Source organism: Allobosea sp. Root670 (assembly GCF_001429415.1).
Taxonomy (GTDB): domain Bacteria; phylum Pseudomonadota; class Alphaproteobacteria; order Rhizobiales; family Beijerinckiaceae; genus Allobosea; species Allobosea robiniae.
Map to the genome: position 1 here is coordinate 104,131 of NZ_LMJU01000001.1, position 17,054 is coordinate 121,184.

Here is a 17,054-nt window from a genome sequence, read left to right on the forward strand (position 1 = left end):
ACACTCTTGCCGCCCCCGCGGTCAGCCCCCGCGATTGTCGTAGGGGCCCTCCTCTCCGTCCCCATCGTCGGTCCTGCGCTGAGCTTTTTCCAAGAGATGCCGCTTCAACGAAGCCAGGCTCTCCTGCGACCAGTTCCGGATATCGGCAACTGCGACCCAGGCATCGACATAGTGCTGGGGGGCATAGACGTGCCCGTAGCCCATCGGCGTCCGCGTCGCGAAAGCCATGTCGAGCGCGAGCTGCAGACCCGTCACGATCGGATACCAGCGGAACTCCGGGGAAACATCCGGGCCGCGCACCGGCTCGAGCCAGGCGGGCCGCCGGAAGAAGGAGTTCCGGTCGAAGAAGGTGACCGCGTCGCTGGCATATTGGAGATAGACGATCCGCAGGACGCCCCAAGGCGTCTCGGGGGTCACGCGCGGACCCTCCTGGTTCATGAAGCGGACGAAGCGACCGTCACGATATTCAGGAAGCCAGGCGGGGGAGCCGGGATTGCGCCGATCCGTGATGCTGCGCCAGAAGCGGCTGCCGAAGGGAGGGCCGCTCCACAAGGCGCCGTCGACCGGGTCACCGATCATGTCGAGCAGCTCGACCGAGCGCTCCGAATTCATCGAGCCAAGGCTCAGCCCGTGCAGATAGAGCCGTGGCCTGCGGTCCTTGGGCAAGCCCGTCCAATAGCCGTACACCTCGGCGAACAGCGCCTGCGCCGCCTCCGAGCCATATTCGGGTTGGGCCAGCAGCGACAGCGGGCTCGACAAATAGGAATACTGCAGTGCCACGCTGACGACGTTGCCGTCGCCGAGATATTCGATCGGGGCGATGGCGGAAGGGTCGACCCAGCCGGTGCCGGTCGGCGTGATCACGACGAGGATCGCGCGCTCGAAGGCGCCGGCGCGCTTTAGCTCCTCCAACGCCAACCGTGCCCGCGCCTGCGCAGATCCGGCGGCCCGCAGCCCGACATAGAGCCTGATGGGCTGCGAGGCGGGCCTGCCTGTCATCGCCGCAATCTCGGCCGTGCTCGGCCGCGAGGCTACGAATTCCCGGCCCGCACGCCCCAATTCCTGCCATTTCACAAGCGAGGCGGCACTTCCCGACTGGAGCGGGTCGATCGGTTGCGGGCTGGTCGGCTCGATCAAGGCGTCGCGCTCGCGGAAGGAGGAATCGAGCATGCGAAAGCTGATGCGGACCAGGAAACCATTCGCCAGCGTCCACAGCAGCAGCGTCGTGATCGTGAGGCCAGCGGCGAAGGCGACGCGCCGCGGCATGAAGCGCAGCGGTCGCCGCGCCAGGAACAGGGCGACAAGCCTGAACAGCCGCCCAAGAGCCAGCAGCACGGCGAAGGTCGCGAGCGCGATCAGGCTGACCTGAAGCGGATGGGCGCTGTCGATCGGCTCCATCGCCATCACCTTGCGGATGGAATTCTGCCACCGCGCAGCGTTGGCCAGAAAGATCACGGCCACCGGCAGGCAGACGCAGGCGATGACGATATTGCCGATGCGCCGCATGCGCTCGTTCGGCTCCGGCATCTCCAGATACGCCCAAAACCAACGCCAGGCCGTGCCGAGACCGTAGCCGATGGCAAAGCAGACTCCTCCAAGAACCCCTTGGGTCAGAGCAGTGCGCGGAACGAGCGTCGGGGTCAGCGAAGCCGCAAACAGGAACGTGCCCAGAGCCAGTCCGATGCCGGACAGGTTACGGCTCCAGCGCAGCGGAAGGAGAAGCATTCTCGTGCGATAGCCTGTCATCTTACCTGCCGAAAATGGGATTTGCTGCGTTCAACCAGCCGGTTGGGGTCCATAGCCGGCCTCGGAGAGCAAGTGGGTGAAGGCGGCGACATTCAGAAGCGCCAGACCAGCGGCACGTAGAATACGGCCATGACGAAGAACCAGAGCATCAGCGGCGCTCCGAGCTTCCAGTAGCTGGTGAAGCTGTAGCCGCCCGGCCCCATCACCATCATGTTGGTCGCGGTCGCGATCGGCGTCAGGAACGAGGCCGAGCCGGCAATGCACAGGCTCATCAGCACCGGGCGCGGCGAGACGCCCAGGCCCGCGGCGGCCGCCATGGCGATCGGAATCACCAGCATCGTCGTCGCCGTGTTGCTCATGACCTGGCCGAGGCTCGCGGTCAGCACGAAGAGGCCGCCGAGGAAGACGAAGGGGCCTGCTCCACCCGTCAGCGTCACCAGCTGGTCGGCCACCACCTTGGCCGCCCCCGACTGCACCATTGCCGTGGAGAGCGGCATCATCGCCGCGATCAGGATCACCGTCGTCCAGTTGATCGCGCGATAGGCCTGCTCCACCGTCATGATGCCGGCGAGGATCAGGGCACCGGCGCAGATGAGTCCGGCCACCGCGGGCGGCAGGATGCCCGTCGCGAGCATCGCGACGAGGCTGGCCAGCACGGCGAGCGTCACCCCGGCGCCGGCCCCCATCGGCACTGCCTGGCGCCGGACCAGATCGGGCGAGTTGACGACGAGCACGTCGGGGTCGTCGAGGCGCAAATCCAGCGCCTCCCAGGTCCCTTCGAGGAGCATGGTGTCGCCGGCAAGCAAGGTCTCGCCCGGCTCGACGTCGACGCCGGCTCGCTGCACGGCCAGCACGACGAGATCACCGCTATCGGTCACCATGCCCGGGAACAGCGCGCGGCCGATCAAGGCCGAGCGCGGCGGGATCACCACCTCGGCGAGGCCGGAACGGCGACTGAACAACCCCGGCTGCGTACCCTCCTCGCGCAAGGCCAGATGCTTGTCGGCAGCCAGCGTCGCGATCGCCTCTGCATCGCCGCGTACGAGCAGGTAATCGCCCTCGGAGACCGCCGGGGCCCGTAGCGGCGTCCGCGTTTCTCCCGCCTGTACGGCCATGAGGTTGAGCCGCCCGGCCGACCCGACATCGATCTCGTCGGGTGGGATGCCGACATAGGTGGAGGTCGACCGCACGCGCAGCCGGAAGACGCCGTCGCTCAGCCCGTAATGCTCGACCAGGGTCTGGGCGTGCCGGCTGAAATCGGCCGGCAGCCGCGCGCTGCTCTGCTGCGGCAACAGGCGCTTGCCCAGCAGCAGGATGATCGCGATGGTCCCGACCAGAAGCGGCAACCCGACCAACGCGAACTCCGCGAAGGCGAAGCCGGGGAGCCCCGCATCCTCCAGCGCCTCCGACACCAGGATGTTCTTCGGCGCCCCGGTCAGCAGCAGGTTCGCGCCGGCATGGGAGGCGAAGGCGAGCGGCATCAGGAGCTGCGCCGGCGATTGGCGCAGGCGGACCGCCGCCATGACCGCGACCGGCATCAGCGCCGCGACCGCGCCGCTGCCGCTGATGAGAGCACTCAGACAACCGGCCGCGACCATGATGATGACCAGCAGCCGTGTCAGCCCTTCAGTTCCCGCCTTCGCGATCAAGTATTGTCCGGCCCAGGCGGTGATGCCCGTTCTTTCGAGCGCAGCGCTGACAATGAAGAGACTGGCAACGAAGAGGGCGGCGCGGTCGCCGAAGCCGGCGAAGGCCTGGTCGAGCGTGACCACGCCCGTCGCCCACAGCGCCAGCGCCGCGCCGATCGCGACCACGACGACCGGCAGCCTGTTCCAGGTGAACAGCACGATCGCGGCCACGGTGACGAGGGCGGTGCTCTGGATCGGTGTCACGTCGAGGCCTCCTGCCGCCCTTTCAGGCCTGCAACATCAAAACGCCGCCAAGCAGGATGGCAAGAGCGATCAGGGCGAACCCGGCAACGGGCCAGCGGCGAAAATGGGCGTCGATACCCCCGATCCGATCCGAAAAGCGGCGGGCAACCGGTTGTGCGGCTTGTGCGAGGACGATGATGTCGCCTTCCGGAATCGCACCGAGCCGTTGCGGCAATCGATGGACGAACAGCATCGCGACCGCGCCGAGCAGCATCGGCCAGGTCACCTTCCAGAGCGCCTCCGGCTGGAGCAGGCCGGAAACCGTTTCGCCGGAAACCGCCGGATAGAGCGACCACGGGATGAGGAAGGCGGCAGCCACCACGACCAGCCAGGGCAAGAGCTGCCCGAGCGCCGGCGATCCCGCCGTATTGCCCGCCGTGTCGCGGCGCAGGATCAGCAGGAAATGCAGCATCAGCGCGGTGCTGCCGGCGCCGGCCAGCGTCATCGCGCCAGCGAGCCAGCCATAGCCGAACAATGGCTTGGTCGCGAGCTTGGCCAGCGCACCGCTGGTCAGCGGCATGCCGCCGAGGCTCAGCGCGAGCACCGCGGTGAGCAGCAGCGCGAGCCTGAGGCGGCGCCCTCCTGTCGTGGCGAGGACGCCGACGCCCAGGAACAGCGCGCCCTTCACCAGCGTGTGGTGAACGGCGTAATAAGCCGTCAGGTTTGTGACGGCAGGATCGGCGGTGTCGAGGCCGACACCAAGCAGCACGGCCAGCAGCCCCATCTGGCTCACAGTGGAATAGGCCAGCACTGTCTTCGCCCGCGCCTGGGTGATGCCGACGATGACGCCGTAATAGGCCGTGACGAGGCCGACCCCGATCAGCACGGAGCCCCAGAGCGGCGCCCCGGCCTCGAAGGGCAGGAAGCGGATCAGCCCGATCACGCCGGCCTTGACCACCACGCCGCTCAGCACCGCCGAAGCCGGTGTCGGCGCCGCCGGATGCGCCAAGGGCAGCCAGACATGCAGCGGCACCAGCCCCATCTTCAGCGCGAAGCCGATGATGAACAGCGCGAGGGTGCCGTCACGCATCGGCGAGGCCGGCAGCTCGGCGACGACGCTGCGGATCTGCGGATTGGCGTCGGGATGCATGGCCGACAGCATCACCAGCGCGATCAGCAGGAAGGCCTCTCCCAGCAGAGCGAGCCCGACATAGATGACACCGGCCCGGTGTGCGGAGGCGCTCTGCTCGTGGATGATCAGCCCATAGGCGGCAAGGCTCGCCAGGGTGAACAGCAGGTAGAAATTCACAACGTCGCCGACGATGAAGAGGCCGAGGCTCCCGGTGAGGGTCAGCAGCCACCAGATTGCGAAGCGCGACGCAGCCGGGTCGCGCGCCATGAGCGAGGCCGCGTAGGCGCCGGCAGCGCTCCACAGCAGCGCGGCGCCCCCGAGCAGGATCGCGCCCGGCTGGTCGAGCACCAGCGTCAGCCGGAACGGCGCCGGGAAGAAGGCGAAGCGACCTTCCGGTACGAGGACTGCCGCCGCGAGGGCCGGCAGCGGCGCGATGACGACCACGGCCAGGGCCCTCGCCCGGAACCGCGCGGACAGGCAGCAGATCGCGAGCACGAGCGGGAAGAACAGCGCTGCGGCGAGAAGCAGGCCGGCGCTGCTCATGGCGCCCATGCCATGTTGAGGCCATCGCGGCCGATCTGCAGGAAGCCGAAGGGCCGCAGCGGCACGAAACCGATCAGCACGGCTGCAATGGCCAAGGCGAGCGCCGCGCATTCGAGCCGGCGCGGCACGGCACGGCGCGCCACGATCGGAACGGTGGGGACGGCCAGCGCCTTGTCGATCACGCGGAAGACGTAGGCACCGGCCAGAACCCCGCCGGCCAGGATGGTTGCTGCCAGCCAGGGATTCCCCTGGATCACTGCGGCCGTCAGCAGCAGGCATTTGGCGATGAAGCCGCCGCTCGGCGGAATACCCATCAGCGACAGACCCGCGAGGCCAAAGGCGGCCGCGCTGATCGGCAGCACCCGGCCGAAGCCGCCGAGATCGGCGATGCGATCATGACCGAAGGCCTCGGCAATGACGCCCGCCGCCAGGAACATCGCCGCCTTCGCCAGCGCATGGGAGACCAGCTGGAGAGCGCCGCCTGTCCAGGCGATCGTGCCCCATGGCGGCAGGTCCGCGCTGCCGGCGGCCAATGGGAAGACGATGAAGAGATAGCCGATCTGCGCCACGGTCGAATAGGCGATCATCAGCTTCAGCCGCGCCTGCCGGAGCGCCATGACGCTGCAGAACAGGATCGAGGCGGCGCCGAGGACGGCGAGCATCTGGCCTGCGATCGCGGCCGCCTGCGAGGGCGCGACGTCGAGCACCAACCGCAGGATCAGGAAAACCGGCGCCTTGATCACCAGCGCCGACAGGACGGCGCTCGCCGGAGCCGGCGCCCCGGCATGGGCCGGCGGCAGCCAGAGATGCAACGGAAACAGCGCCGCCTTGGCCAGAAGCCCGACGATCATCAGCGCCAGCGCAACCGCGAGCGCCAGGTCCTGCCGGCCAAGCTGCGCCAGCGCGAGCAGGTCGAGCGTGCCGTACTGGCCGTAGATCAGGCCGGCCCCAAGCAGATAGAGCAGCGAGCCGATCAGCGCGAACAGCAGATAGCGCAACGCCGCCGTGACGGTCTCAGCCCGGCCGTCGAGGCAGACCAGCGGCACCGCCGCGAAGGTCAGCAGCTCCAGCGCGACATAGAGGTTGAACAGATCCTCGCCGACGAAGACGGCATTCAGCGCGCTCCAGAGCGCCAGCAGCATCACCCAGAAGGTCGTCTGCGCCCGTCCGCCGCCAGCGTCCGCCTGGAGCCCGTGCTGGATATGCGCGAACAGGCCGACCGCGACCACGACCAGCGCCGTCATGACCAGCATCGCCCCCGATAGCCCGTCGGCCCGCAGAGCGATGCCAAGCGGCGGCTGCCAGGCGCCGACGACATAGGAAAGCGCTTTCCCGCTCGATATCAGCTCGGTGGTGATGGCGATGGCGACGACGAGCCCTGCCGCAAACGTCGCCAGCGCGATCCGGGCCGCGCTGCGCGGCCCGCAGGCGAGGATGGCGAGCACCGCGCAGACCGGCAGGATCACGGCCAGGACCAGCAGGAAGCCGCCCGGCGTGGTGGCATGGACGAGCGGCGTCACAAGCCACTCCGCGATTCATCAGGTGCCGCTCGGTCGCCGACAGTCAGCTCGGCGAGCCGCTTCAGCAAGGCGACGGCCAGTGCGCTGGCAGAGAAGGCGACGACGATGCCGGTGATCACCAGGGCCTGCGGCACCGGGTCGGCGTCGAAGCCCGGGCCGGCGCCGCGCCGCGCGACGGCGCCGAAAACGAGGAAGATGCCCGCGCCGAGGATGTTGCAGCCGACGATCCGTCGCAGCAGCCCGGGATGGGTGATGACGGCGAACAGGCCGATACCGACGAGCGCTGCCCCGCACAGGCCGAACAGGACGCCGGGCTGAAGCACCGCCATCATCGCGCCGGCGCCTTGCGGGCCGGCCCCGCGACCAGCATGGCGAGCGCCGCAGCGACGGAGAGTGTCAACGCCGCCTCGATCGCCAGGATCAGGGGTTTCGCCAGTGCCTTCGGATAGGCGAGGAAGCCGTCGGCGAAGGCGAAGCCGAGGAAGGCGATCGCCAGGAACAGGATCGGCCCGCCGGCCAGCACCAGCCTTAGCAACCACCGGGCCGTGTCGGGGGGCGGATGAAGCCCCGCCATCATCACCAGCAGCCACATCGCCGCGAGCACTGTCCCGGCCTGGAAGGTGCCGCCCGGCGCATCCGCCCCGACCCAGAACATGTAGACGCCGATGACGACGCCGAAAGGCGGCAGGACACGCCCGAGATAGGCGAGCGGCCCCGGAACGGCGGCGGGCTTCACATCGGGAGCGCCGCCCCAGACCGCGTCGGGCGCCAGCGACCAGACCCCGATCAGGGCGAGCAGCACCACGACCTTCTCCAGCAGCGTATCGAGCGCGCGAAAGGCCAGCAGGACGGCGGTGACGGGATTGCCCAGGCCCGTCGCGGGAAGCGCCTGCGCGGCGGCCGGCGCGAGCGTCGGTGCCGGTGTGGAGAAGGTCAGCACGGCGAAGCCGAGCCCGGCGGAGATTGCGGCGCAGCCCGCAGCGACGGTGAGCTTGCCCGTGCGCGTCACCGGCTTCGCCTGCTTGCCGCGGCCGCGCAGGGCAGCTTCCGCCCGCAACAGCAGGATCCCGGTCGCGCCGCCGCCGATCGCGATCTCCGTCAAGGCGACGTCGGGCGCCGACAGCCGGACCCAGGCCAGCCCGAGCAGCAATCCGAAGGCGAGGAAGGTGATGATCGCGCTGCGCTCGTCCGGCTCGACGACGACGCGAAGCGCGAGCATCAGCAGCAAGGCAACGAGCGCAAGGTCGAACAGCGCCATCATCGCTCGGTTCGGTCGCGATGGACCGCACGGGCGAGCAACTGGCTCGCCGTTGCGGCCGAAAGCTGCGCGAGCAGCCAGATGCAGACGAGCTTCAAGCCGCCCGCGATACTCGCCGATTGCGGCAGGAGACCGAGCACGATCAGCCCGAGCCCGAGATTGTCGGCCTTGCTGATCGCATGCAACCGGCTCAGCGTGTCGGGAAACCGCAGCAGGCCGAGCGCGCCGGCCAGGAAGAGCAGTGCCCCCACGCTCACCAGGACGACGGTGACGGTGTCGAGAAGGGCGCTCATGGTTGCTCTCCCGACGAAGTGCGGTCCGCGTCCTGCCCAGCGGAGCCCAGGACGAAAGCCACGCAGGAGAACGCCGCGAACAAAGTGAGCAGCAGCGCGACATCGCTCGCAGCCGCAGAGCCGGATGCCACCCCCAGCAGCAGAAGAACCGCCGCTCCGCCGGTCCCGAGCAATTGCACCGCCATCATGCGTTCGGCCGTGATCCGGGAGCGCAGCACGCGCAACAGTGCGATGGCCGTGACCGCCAGGATGAACAACGCCGCAGTGGTCAGAAAATCAGCCATCACGCCGATCCCGTTCGAGGATTCGGCGGAAAGCGACCTCGTCGGCCGCAACCTGCTCGGCCACGGCCTCACGCAGATCGAGGCAATGGATATGCAGGGTCCCGTCGCTCTCAATGGCAACCGGCAACTTGCCCGGCTGCAGGCTCATCACCGCGCAGGCGGAATCGCGCGCCATGCCGTCGGGAATGCTGGAACGGCAGGTCGCGAAGCCCGGCCGCAAGTCGGGTTCGCGTGCAAAGGCGCGCCGCGCCACGTCGAGCCCGGCGGCCACCGATTGCGGCAGGAAGCGGATCAGGAACCGCGCGAGGCCCGCTGGCGAAAGCTTACCGCCGGGTGGCCACAGCGCCGTACTGGCCCAGACTCCGGCGGCGCTGGCGACGAGCCCGACCGGCAGGTCCATCGGTGCGGGGCCGATCAGGGTCACCCACAGCAGCAGCAGGCAAAGCCCCCGGATCAGGAGAGCCGGGAGCCGCACGTCGTCGGCCGCGGCCGCTCCACCCATCGTCTCGCCCGCCTCCGGTCGATACCCTGCCCCGTTCAGCATGAGGGTAGCGCCCACCTCCCCGGGCAACATCAGCCCGATGTCTCATGACTGTGCGCCACGTCCCATTTCTCAGTGCAGTGGCTGGCAGGAAGGCGCCCGATCTGCGCAGGATGGCGGCTCGCTCTGTCCGGGGACCGCATGCCGCAGCTCGATCTTCCCTCGACGCCTGCCGCCCGGCCGGCCGCATCATCATGCCGATGATCATCGAACCGCGGCACGGCGACGCGGAAGACGACGCGAGCAGCACCAAGAAGCACTCGCTGATCGCCATCGCGGGCAGCCTGCTTGGCGAGATCAGCCTGCCCAAGCTGGCGCTCGCCTGGGTTCTGGGTGCCCTGCTGCCGAGCCTCCTGCTGGGCGCGGCCCCCCTCGTCATGTCGGCCTGGGTCGCGTCCGTGTCAGGCCGCGTGACGGCACTCGCCGGGGTCGGCTCGCTGGTGCTGCTCGCTTTGGTCGGCGCCGTCGGCTGGTACGGTTTCCGGCCGCTATTCCGCCTGGCGGAGAAGAGCTTCTGGTCGCTGAACGCGCTTGTGGTGCAGCCGGGCTACGCCATCTGCCGCGAGGGGCTGCAGCATCTCGCCGAGCGCTTCATCCCCGCCGCCGCCGCTCCGGGCAGGCGGGCGACCTGGCGCGCGGGCAGCGCGATCGGCGCGGGGCTGGTCGGTTGCCTCGTTGCCGGCGCGGTTGCCGCCATCGTCTGGCCGGCCACGCGCTGGTCCGGCGGCTTCGCCGACTTCGTCGATCCGGTCCGGCTCGTCCTTCCCGCCCTCGCCAATGCCGTCGTGCTGATGTCGCTCTATCTGGCAGCGGCCTCGCTGCTCTGGGGTATCGCCGACGGGTTCATGGACCAGCCGCAGGATCTCGACGGCTTCGACACCGTGCCGGCCTCGGCCCGCCGGTGGCGCGTCGCGCATCTCTCCGACGTCCATGTCGTCGGCGAGCGCTACGGCTTCAGGATCGAGAGCGGGCGCGCCGGCCCGCGCGGCAACGAACGCTTTCGCCAGGCGCTCGAGCGGCTGGCTGAAATCCATGAGGCCGAGCCGCTCGACCTGCTGCTCATCACCGGCGACATGACAGACGCCGGGCGCTCGGCCGAATGGGCCGAGTTCCTCGACGCCATGTTGCGCCACCCCGCTCTCGCCGAGCGCAGCCTGATCCTGCCCGGCAACCACGACGTCAACATCGTCGACCGCGCCAATCCTGCCCGGCTCGAATTGCCGGGCAGCCCGGGCAAGCGCCTGCGCCAGATGCGCACGCTCTCGGCCATGGCGGCTCTCCAGGGCGAGCGCGTGCAGCTTTTCGACGACAGCCGAAGCCACCTCGCCGGCAGTCTCGCCGCCACGCTGGAACCGCATCGCGGCAGGATCGCCGCTTTCGCCGATTCGGGGGGCTTGCGCCTCTCAATCGGCCTCGCCGCGATCTGGGAGGATGCCTTCCCGATGGTGCTGCCACCGGCCGAGCCCGACGGACTCGGCGTCATCCTGCTGAACTCCAACGTGGAAGCGCATTTCTCCTTCACCAACGCACTCGGCCTCGTCGCCGAGGAGGATATGCAGGCGTTGCTCGCCGCGACCCGCGCCTTTCCGCAGGCGCGCTGGATCCTGGCGCTCCATCACCATCCGGTCGAATATCCGCGGCCGGCAAAAGCGTTTTCGGAGCGCATCGGCACGGCCCTGATCAATGGCAGCCGGCTCCTGCGGCTGCTGCGACCGGTCGCCTCCCGAATGGTCGCGATGCATGGGCACCGCCATATCGACTGGATCGGCCGTTGCGGCGCGCTGAAGATCGTCTCCGCGCCGTCGCCGGTGATGGAGGCGACGGATGACGAACCGACCTGCTTCTACATCCACACGCTGGCGGCGGCGCCCGGCGGGATAGCGCTGCTGGAACCGCAGCGCATCGTGATCGAACCCGCGCCGCCCGCCGTCATGGCGTGACGGACGAGCCTTCCGCGATCTTCTCGTCCTTCTGTGGCGAGCCGAAGATTTCGGCCAGCCACAGCGTCGACGGATGCAGGGCACAGAAGGTGAGCAGAGCGATGGTGATCGGCACGCCGATGAAGGCGCCGAAGACCCCCCAGAGATAACTCCAGAAGAACACCGAGAACAGGACGGTCGCCGGCGAGATCGAAAGGGCGCTGCCGGCGACCCGCGGCTCGACATAGCTCCCGACCACGAACTGGATCAGGTTGAGGCAGGCGAAGACCGCGATCACCGCTTGCCAGGAGCCGAACTGCGTCATGGCGAACAGGGTCGGGAAGACCGTCGCGACCAGCGGGCCCAGGAACGGGATGTAGTTGAGCAAAAAGGCGATGAAGCCCCATTCCTCGGCCAGTTGCAGGCCGACAGACTTAGCGAAGGCCCAGACCAGCACGCCGGTGATCACGCTCATTGCCGTCCGGACCAGCATGTAGCGGCGGATCTTGACCGCCGTCGCGATGCTGCCGCGCAGCAGCAGGTCGCCGGTGGCGCGATTGCGCATGCTCCTGAGCTTGCGGCCGAACTCATCGACTTCGAGCAGGCCGAGGAAAACATAGACCAGCACCACCAGCCAGAAGCTCATCGTGCTGTTGAGGCGCCCCGTGACGGTCTGGGCGGTGCGCAGCATCCAGCTGACGCTGAACGCCTCGGACCAGGCCCCGGCGACCGCGATCCCGTGCCCTTCGAGCCAAACCGTGACCTGGTCGTAGAAGGTCTGGAAACGGGCGGCATCGCTGACGATCCAGCGGCCGACACGGCCGAAGGCCCAAGCGATCAGGGAGCCGAAGCCGACGAAGGCGACGACCATGACCACGACGCAGACCGCCAGCGCCAGAAGGCGCGGCAGGACGCCCTGCAGGGCCTTCTGCAACGGCCAGACCAGCGCGATGATGAACAGCGCGAAGGCGACCGGCGCAAAGACCGAGCTCGCGATCGACAACGCCGCCACCACGATGATGGTGGCGACCACGACCAGACCGGCCTGATGGATATTGCCGCTCGTCATGATCCTGTCCGTCCTCGCATCGGCGGCAATATCGAGGTTGTGCGGCCGTTCAGCATGAGCACCGGTCAGACCCCCTTGGTGAGTTCGGCGAGATCGAGCGTCGAGCGCTTGCCGATCTCGTTGCGATTTGCCTGGTAGAAGGCCTCTGCCGAACGTCTGCCCTCGTCGTGCAGCATCGTCAGGAACTCCCATTCGGCATTGAGCTTCGAAGAGTAACCGAGCTCGGTCATGGCGTCGCTGGTGATGCGGTGGACCCGCATCCGCGCCCAACGCGCACCCTCGCCGCCCCCGGAAAGCGCCTCGCGTTGCAGGAGCGCCATCATGCGGAGCTCCTTCAACAGAACCGCGTTGAAGGAGACCTCGTTGAGACGGTTCAGAATGTCACGCGCCGTCCGCGGCGTTCCCGGCCGCTCCACCGGATTGATCTGGACGAGGATCGTATCGCTGGCATTGCTCTCCTCGATCAGCGGCGTCATGGTCGGGTTGCCGGAATAGCCGCCGTCCCAATAGCTCTCGCCGTCGATCTCGACCGCCTGGAACAGGGTCGGCAGGCAAGCCGAGGCGAGCAGCACTTCAGGCGTGATCTCGGCGTTGCGGAAGACGCGATTGCGGCCGGTGCGGACATTCGTCGCGGAGATGAACAGCTTGATCGGGCTTTTCGCGATGGCGTCGAAATCGATCACCTCGGCAAGAATCTCTGTCAGCGGGTTCGTGCCCGCCGGATTGAGGCTGTAGGGCGAGACGACCCGGGACATCATGTCCATCGCGACAAAAAACGGTGAGGTGTCGAGCGTCCAGCGCCCGAGCAGCACGTCCAGCGGCGAACGCTGGAACGGGCTGAACTTCGCCGCCTCGGAGACCTTCCGCCAGAACTGGTTCAGCGCCTCGCGCGCGCCACCCCGTCCGCCGGTGACATAGCCGGAGGCCAGGACCGCCGCATTCATCGCCCCGGCCGAGGTGCCCGAGATCGCCTCGATCGTCAGCCAATCCTCCTCGAGGATCCGGTTCAGCACGCCCCAGGTGAAGGCACCATGCGCGCCCCCACCCTGCAAAGCGAGATCGATATCGAGCGGCTGGCGCGGCGGGGCGCTCGCGCCGCCGGCTTGGCTGGAGGAAGCAGGCGTCTTGCTCACGACATCACCGTTGTTGGCGGAACCGGCCGCGTCATGACGACTTCACCAGCCCCGAGAAACCCGCGACCGCGAGCAGGCTCAAGGCCCAGCCGACGATCGATTGGAAGTAGAAATAGCTGATGGCGACGCGCCCTCCGGGCTTCGCCGGATTCGGTCGCCAGAAACTGCGCTGGCCCATGTCCAGCACCGGCAGCAACGTGTCGAGCGAATACATCCACGGGCTGAAGGCGGGGTAGCTCGAGGCTTCCCAGCGCTGCCGGAAGCAGTCAAGCTGGGTCTGGCCCGGCACAGCCAGCCCTTGTGACGGACCGCTGGCGACCAGCGGTCTCTGCTCCCCATGCGCGATGCCGCACAAGGTCCATTCCGGCGCGCGCAGCACGACGGCGCTGTTGGGCATCACCGCGCCCTGGCCCTCCGCATAGGCGAAGATCCCGACGCCTGCGAGCCAGAAGAACACAAGCCAGACGAGCGCGAAGAGCGGCCTGCGACCATAGCCGAGCGTGATCCCGAGGATACCGTCGGCGACGAAGAGAAGCGCCCGCCAGACCGGACTTTCCGTCCGCGCCCGGCGGGCCCGGCGCTGCAGCCTTTCCTTGATGACGAGCACCGAGCTGGCATCCTCGCCATGCCCCATCTCGCGGAAGACCGCCGCGAGCTGCTCGTAGGGTTGCGGCCAGAAATCCTCGCCCCAGCGTGCGGGTATCTGGCGGGCGAGCCAATCAAGGCGGCTGTCCGCATCGACCGGTCCATCGATGAAGGCGCCGTAGCGGCAGCGGTTGAGCAATAATTCGCCTGGCTTCGGCCAGGAGGCCGCCTCGTCATGGATCGTGCCGATCGAGGCACCGGTCAGCGCCAGCGTGCCGTCCAACCGAGCGTCGCGGCGCAAGAAGAAGGCGCCCTTGATAGCCGCCCGGCTGGCGTCGAGGGCGGTATCCCCGGCATGATCGACAAGCGTACCGGAACAATCGAGATCACCAGCGATAGCGGACCCGGTCAGTCGCACCTCGCCGGTGACGTGTGCGTTTCTCAGCACGATGCTGCCATGGCAGGTGATCTCGGTCGCGTCGATCGCGGTTCGCTCGAAGGCCGGAACGGTCGCGCCCGCGGCGTCGAGATCGGCCGCCAGGACCGCGCCGGCCAGATTTACGCCGCCGCGCAGGGTCGCGCCGCGCAGGAGCACGTTGCGCACCTCCAGGCTGCGGCCCAGCAGGGCATAACCGCTGCGATTGCGGATCGTCGCTCCGTCGCATTCGAGGTTGCCGCCGAGGCGCGCCTGGTCAAGGTTGATCCCGCCCTCGACATCCGCCCCCCGAAGGTAGATGCCGCCGCGCGCCTCGAGTCGCTCGGCCTGCAGGCCGGGTAGCCGAGAGCCGTCCAGAAAGAGCCGGTTGATGATGGCGGCGCGCAGGATCGGCGCTGCCTCGAAATGGCAATCGTTCAGGCCGATGTCGCGAAAGATGCGACAGGCCTCAAGGTCAAGAACCTCGGAAATCCAGGCGCCATGAACGAGTACGCCCTTCTCGTGCGGCCGGCAGCCTGCCTCGCCGCCGAGCATCAGGAAGCGCAGGAACGAGGCGCGCACGATACGCGCCGGATCAGGCTCGGCGGGCAGGACCCCGTTGCCGAGCCTGTCGAAGCTGCCGGACTGGAGCTTGGCGACGATCTCCTCCTCTGCCGGAAGCAGAGGCCGGAAATCGTCGAGGCGCACGGTCGAGGCTGCCCAGACGGCAGCCTCTGCACCCAGGCTCCAGTCGAGGGTCACGCCGGCGATGCCTCGGCGCTCGCCGCGGCCGAGAGGGCTTCGCGCAGCTGGGCTTCCTTCGTTTCGTCGAAGGAGGTGCTGATCAAGGTGCCGCCGACGCCCTTGAGATCGGCCAGAACCTTGTCCGTCGTCATCTTGCGGATCAGCAGGAAGAGGCCAGCCGTGTTCGGCTGCAGCGCCGAAGCGGCATCTTTCATGAACTTGTCGTTGATGCCGATATCGGTGAACTTGCCGCTCAGCGCGCCCGAGGCGGCACCCAACGCCGTGCCGACCAGCGGCGCCAGGAAGATGAAGCCGATCAGCGTGCCCCAGAGCGCGCCCGAGGCAGCACCCGTCGCGGTCAGATTGATCATCTGGTTGAGCTTTACCTGACCCTTCTCGTCCTTGACCACGACGACCGCATCGCCGAGCTCGATCAGATACTCGCGCTGGAGCGAAAGGACCTTCTGGCGAACTTCCTCAGCCTTCTGTTCCGTCGGGAAGGCGATGAAAACGAGATCACTCATGAATGGAGCTCCTGCTTGAGCGGGGAGAAAAGATCGCGTGCCCCGGCACCGCTCGTGCCCGGCCGACCAGGAATTCCGCCAATAACGGCACCGGACGCCCTGTCGATCTCCTCCGCTGTGCCGTCGATGCGGTTCCGGCGATGTCCAGATGCGCCCAGGGATAGGCGGTGGCGAAGCGGGCCAGATTGGAGGCGGCCGTGATCGCATCGGCGGGACATTCGATCTCTTGATCGGCCTCAGCGTCCTGGCCCGCGGGTAATGGCGGGTCATCTTCCCACAACGGAAGCTGCCATACACCGTCGCCCGATATCCCACCGCATTTCGACAGTTCCGATGCCAAGCCTTCGTCATTGGCGAACAAGCCGCTGGCATGGCTGCCCAGCGCGATGAAGCTTGCACGGCTCAGCGCAGCGACGGTGATGACACAGCTCGGCGAAAAATGAGCGGCGTAGCCGAGCACGTCCCCCAGGAGCGAGGGCTTCCGCGCTCGGTGGCCGTCATCCCTGTCGATACATGATGCTCCACGCTGGCTGGCGACGATGAGACCCACGACATTCAAGGCGAGCCCCAGCCGCTCGACCGTCCGCATCGCGCCCAGCACGCTCCCGATGCCGTGCATGTCGCAAGCTGAAGGAGGCGCGAACGGCTCGTGCTTGGCAGGCGCCTGGAGCGCCGCGACATCGTCACCGATCAGGACGATCGGGCGGCCAGCCGCCTTCCGATGATCGCTCCTCACGACGAAGAGCTTGCAGGCGCCGGCCACAGCGTTCTCTCTTGCCAGAAAGTGCGTCATGCCATGCCTCTCGAATTCGTGCCTCCCCAGCACATCGAGGTTGAAGCCGAATTGGTTCGACATCGCCTGCAGCGTCCGCGCGATGAAAGCCGGCGTGCACAGGTCCGGTGAGAGATCCCCCAGCTCCTTGGCGAAGGAAACGCCCTCGCCGATCGCCACGCCCTGCCGCAGCGCTCCGACCAACTCCGAAGTCAGGGCCTGTGGCACGAGCAGCGTAATGGTGCATTTTTCGCCCCGGATGTTTCGATCGGGCAGCCCGAAGTCGAAGCGGCCGTCGGCGAGAATCCGCGCGGCCTGCTGCATCCGCCAGCTGAGCGCCCGGCGGGGCACCTCGTTCTCCGCGAGCGTGACGACCACCTCCGCGACCGGATCGTCGTTCAGGGCTACGGCCACCGCCGCGAGCGCCTGCCGATAGGCCCTGTCGGAAAACCGCCCGGCTTTGCCAAGGCCGACCAGCAGAAGGCGATGCGCCGCGACACCGGGCAGCTTTCCGATCAGGCAGGTCGCGCCGACGGTTTCCCCAAGGCCAGCCTGGTCGAGGATGGCTGCGAGCCGACCGGCCGACCGATTGTTCACCGCCCGCGCCGAACCCATCAGCGGACCGTCGCAGAAAACCCCCAGGACGAGAAATTCCGTCCCGAGTTTCTCTGCTTCTCCGGCTGCCGGAACGATCTCCATGGATGC

General features: G+C 68.0%; 15 protein-coding genes. 1 reads left to right on the forward strand and 14 read right to left on the reverse strand.

Features of this window, described 5'->3' with window-relative positions; translation table 11 throughout:
* Positions 1 to 21: 21 nt before the first annotated feature.
* From ASE61_RS00435 to ASE61_RS00475, 9 genes are all read right to left on the reverse strand, one after another.
* A complete protein-coding gene (locus tag ASE61_RS00435; RefSeq protein ID WP_061963595.1) occupies positions 22 to 1,725 on the reverse strand; it encodes an alpha/beta hydrolase in 1,704 nt (567 codons plus the stop codon).
* A 113-nt stretch (positions 1,726 to 1,838) separates the two neighbouring features.
* The gene (locus ASE61_RS00440; RefSeq protein WP_061963597.1) at positions 1,839 to 3,638 is read right to left on the reverse strand and encodes an SLC13 family permease; all 1,800 of its coding nucleotides are present in this window, start codon (positions 3,636 to 3,638) and stop codon (positions 1,839 to 1,841) included.
* 22 nt (positions 3,639 to 3,660) lie between these two features.
* Positions 3,661 to 5,292: a complex I subunit 5 family protein gene (locus ASE61_RS00445; protein ID WP_162260042.1), complete on the reverse strand. Its 1,632-nt coding sequence runs from the start codon at positions 5,290 to 5,292 to the stop codon at positions 3,661 to 3,663.
* Positions 5,289 to 6,812 carry a complex I subunit 5 family protein gene (locus tag ASE61_RS00450; RefSeq protein ID WP_061963601.1) on the reverse strand — a complete coding sequence of 508 codons (1,524 nt, stop codon included), beginning with the start codon at positions 6,810 to 6,812 and terminating at the stop codon, positions 5,289 to 5,291. Before ASE61_RS00450 ends, ASE61_RS00445 begins: the two co-directional genes overlap by 4 nt.
* A complete protein-coding gene (locus ASE61_RS00455) occupies positions 6,809 to 7,144 on the reverse strand; it encodes an NADH-quinone oxidoreductase subunit K (RefSeq protein WP_244492678.1) in 336 nt (111 codons plus the stop codon). Before ASE61_RS00455 ends, ASE61_RS00450 begins: the two co-directional genes overlap by 4 nt.
* A complete protein-coding gene (locus ASE61_RS00460; protein ID WP_244492679.1) occupies positions 7,141 to 8,070 on the reverse strand; it encodes a hydrogenase subunit MbhD domain-containing protein in 930 nt (309 codons plus the stop codon). Before ASE61_RS00460 ends, ASE61_RS00455 begins: the two co-directional genes overlap by 4 nt.
* Positions 8,070 to 8,363 (reverse strand): monovalent cation/H(+) antiporter subunit G, encoded by a 294-nt coding sequence (locus tag ASE61_RS00465; protein WP_061963605.1) that lies wholly within the window; start codon positions 8,361 to 8,363, stop codon positions 8,070 to 8,072. Before ASE61_RS00465 ends, ASE61_RS00460 begins: the two co-directional genes overlap by 1 nt.
* Positions 8,360 to 8,647 carry a monovalent cation/H+ antiporter complex subunit F gene (locus ASE61_RS00470; protein ID WP_061963607.1) on the reverse strand — a complete coding sequence of 96 codons (288 nt, stop codon included), beginning with the start codon at positions 8,645 to 8,647 and terminating at the stop codon, positions 8,360 to 8,362. The genes ASE61_RS00465 and ASE61_RS00470 overlap by 4 nt, the downstream gene beginning before the upstream one ends.
* The gene (locus ASE61_RS00475; protein WP_162260043.1) at positions 8,640 to 9,191 is read right to left on the reverse strand and encodes a Na+/H+ antiporter subunit E; all 552 of its coding nucleotides are present in this window, start codon (positions 9,189 to 9,191) and stop codon (positions 8,640 to 8,642) included. Before ASE61_RS00475 ends, ASE61_RS00470 begins: the two co-directional genes overlap by 8 nt.
* 191 nt (positions 9,192 to 9,382) lie before the next feature.
* On the opposite strand from ASE61_RS00475, the gene ASE61_RS00480 reads away from it, so the two are divergent.
* A complete protein-coding gene (locus ASE61_RS00480; RefSeq protein ID WP_061965437.1) occupies positions 9,383 to 11,128 on the forward strand; it encodes a metallophosphoesterase family protein in 1,746 nt (581 codons plus the stop codon).
* Here the strand turns inward: ASE61_RS00480 and ASE61_RS00485 are convergent.
* From ASE61_RS00485 to ASE61_RS00505, 5 genes are all read right to left on the reverse strand, one after another.
* Entirely contained in the window at positions 11,118 to 12,176 is a 1,059-nt protein-coding gene (locus tag ASE61_RS00485; protein WP_061963611.1) for an AI-2E family transporter, read from the reverse strand. The two genes, ASE61_RS00480 and ASE61_RS00485, sit on opposite strands and share 11 nt — an antisense overlap.
* Positions 12,177 to 12,241: 65 nt before the next feature.
* Positions 12,242 to 13,309 carry a patatin-like phospholipase family protein gene (locus ASE61_RS00490; RefSeq protein ID WP_061963613.1) on the reverse strand — a complete coding sequence of 356 codons (1,068 nt, stop codon included), beginning with the start codon at positions 13,307 to 13,309 and terminating at the stop codon, positions 12,242 to 12,244.
* Positions 13,310 to 13,340: 31 nt separating this feature from the next.
* Positions 13,341 to 15,071, reverse strand: a complete 1,731-nt coding sequence (locus tag ASE61_RS00495; RefSeq protein ID WP_061963615.1) for a hypothetical protein — start codon at positions 15,069 to 15,071, stop codon at positions 13,341 to 13,343.
* The gene (locus ASE61_RS00500) at positions 15,068 to 15,577 is read right to left on the reverse strand and encodes a DUF1269 domain-containing protein (protein ID WP_061963617.1); all 510 of its coding nucleotides are present in this window, start codon (positions 15,575 to 15,577) and stop codon (positions 15,068 to 15,070) included. Before ASE61_RS00500 ends, ASE61_RS00495 begins: the two co-directional genes overlap by 4 nt.
* Positions 15,570 to 17,048 carry a M17 family peptidase N-terminal domain-containing protein gene (locus ASE61_RS00505; RefSeq protein WP_061963619.1) on the reverse strand — a complete coding sequence of 493 codons (1,479 nt, stop codon included), beginning with the start codon at positions 17,046 to 17,048 and terminating at the stop codon, positions 15,570 to 15,572. Before ASE61_RS00505 ends, ASE61_RS00500 begins: the two co-directional genes overlap by 8 nt.
* Positions 17,049 to 17,054 lie beyond the last annotated feature (6 nt).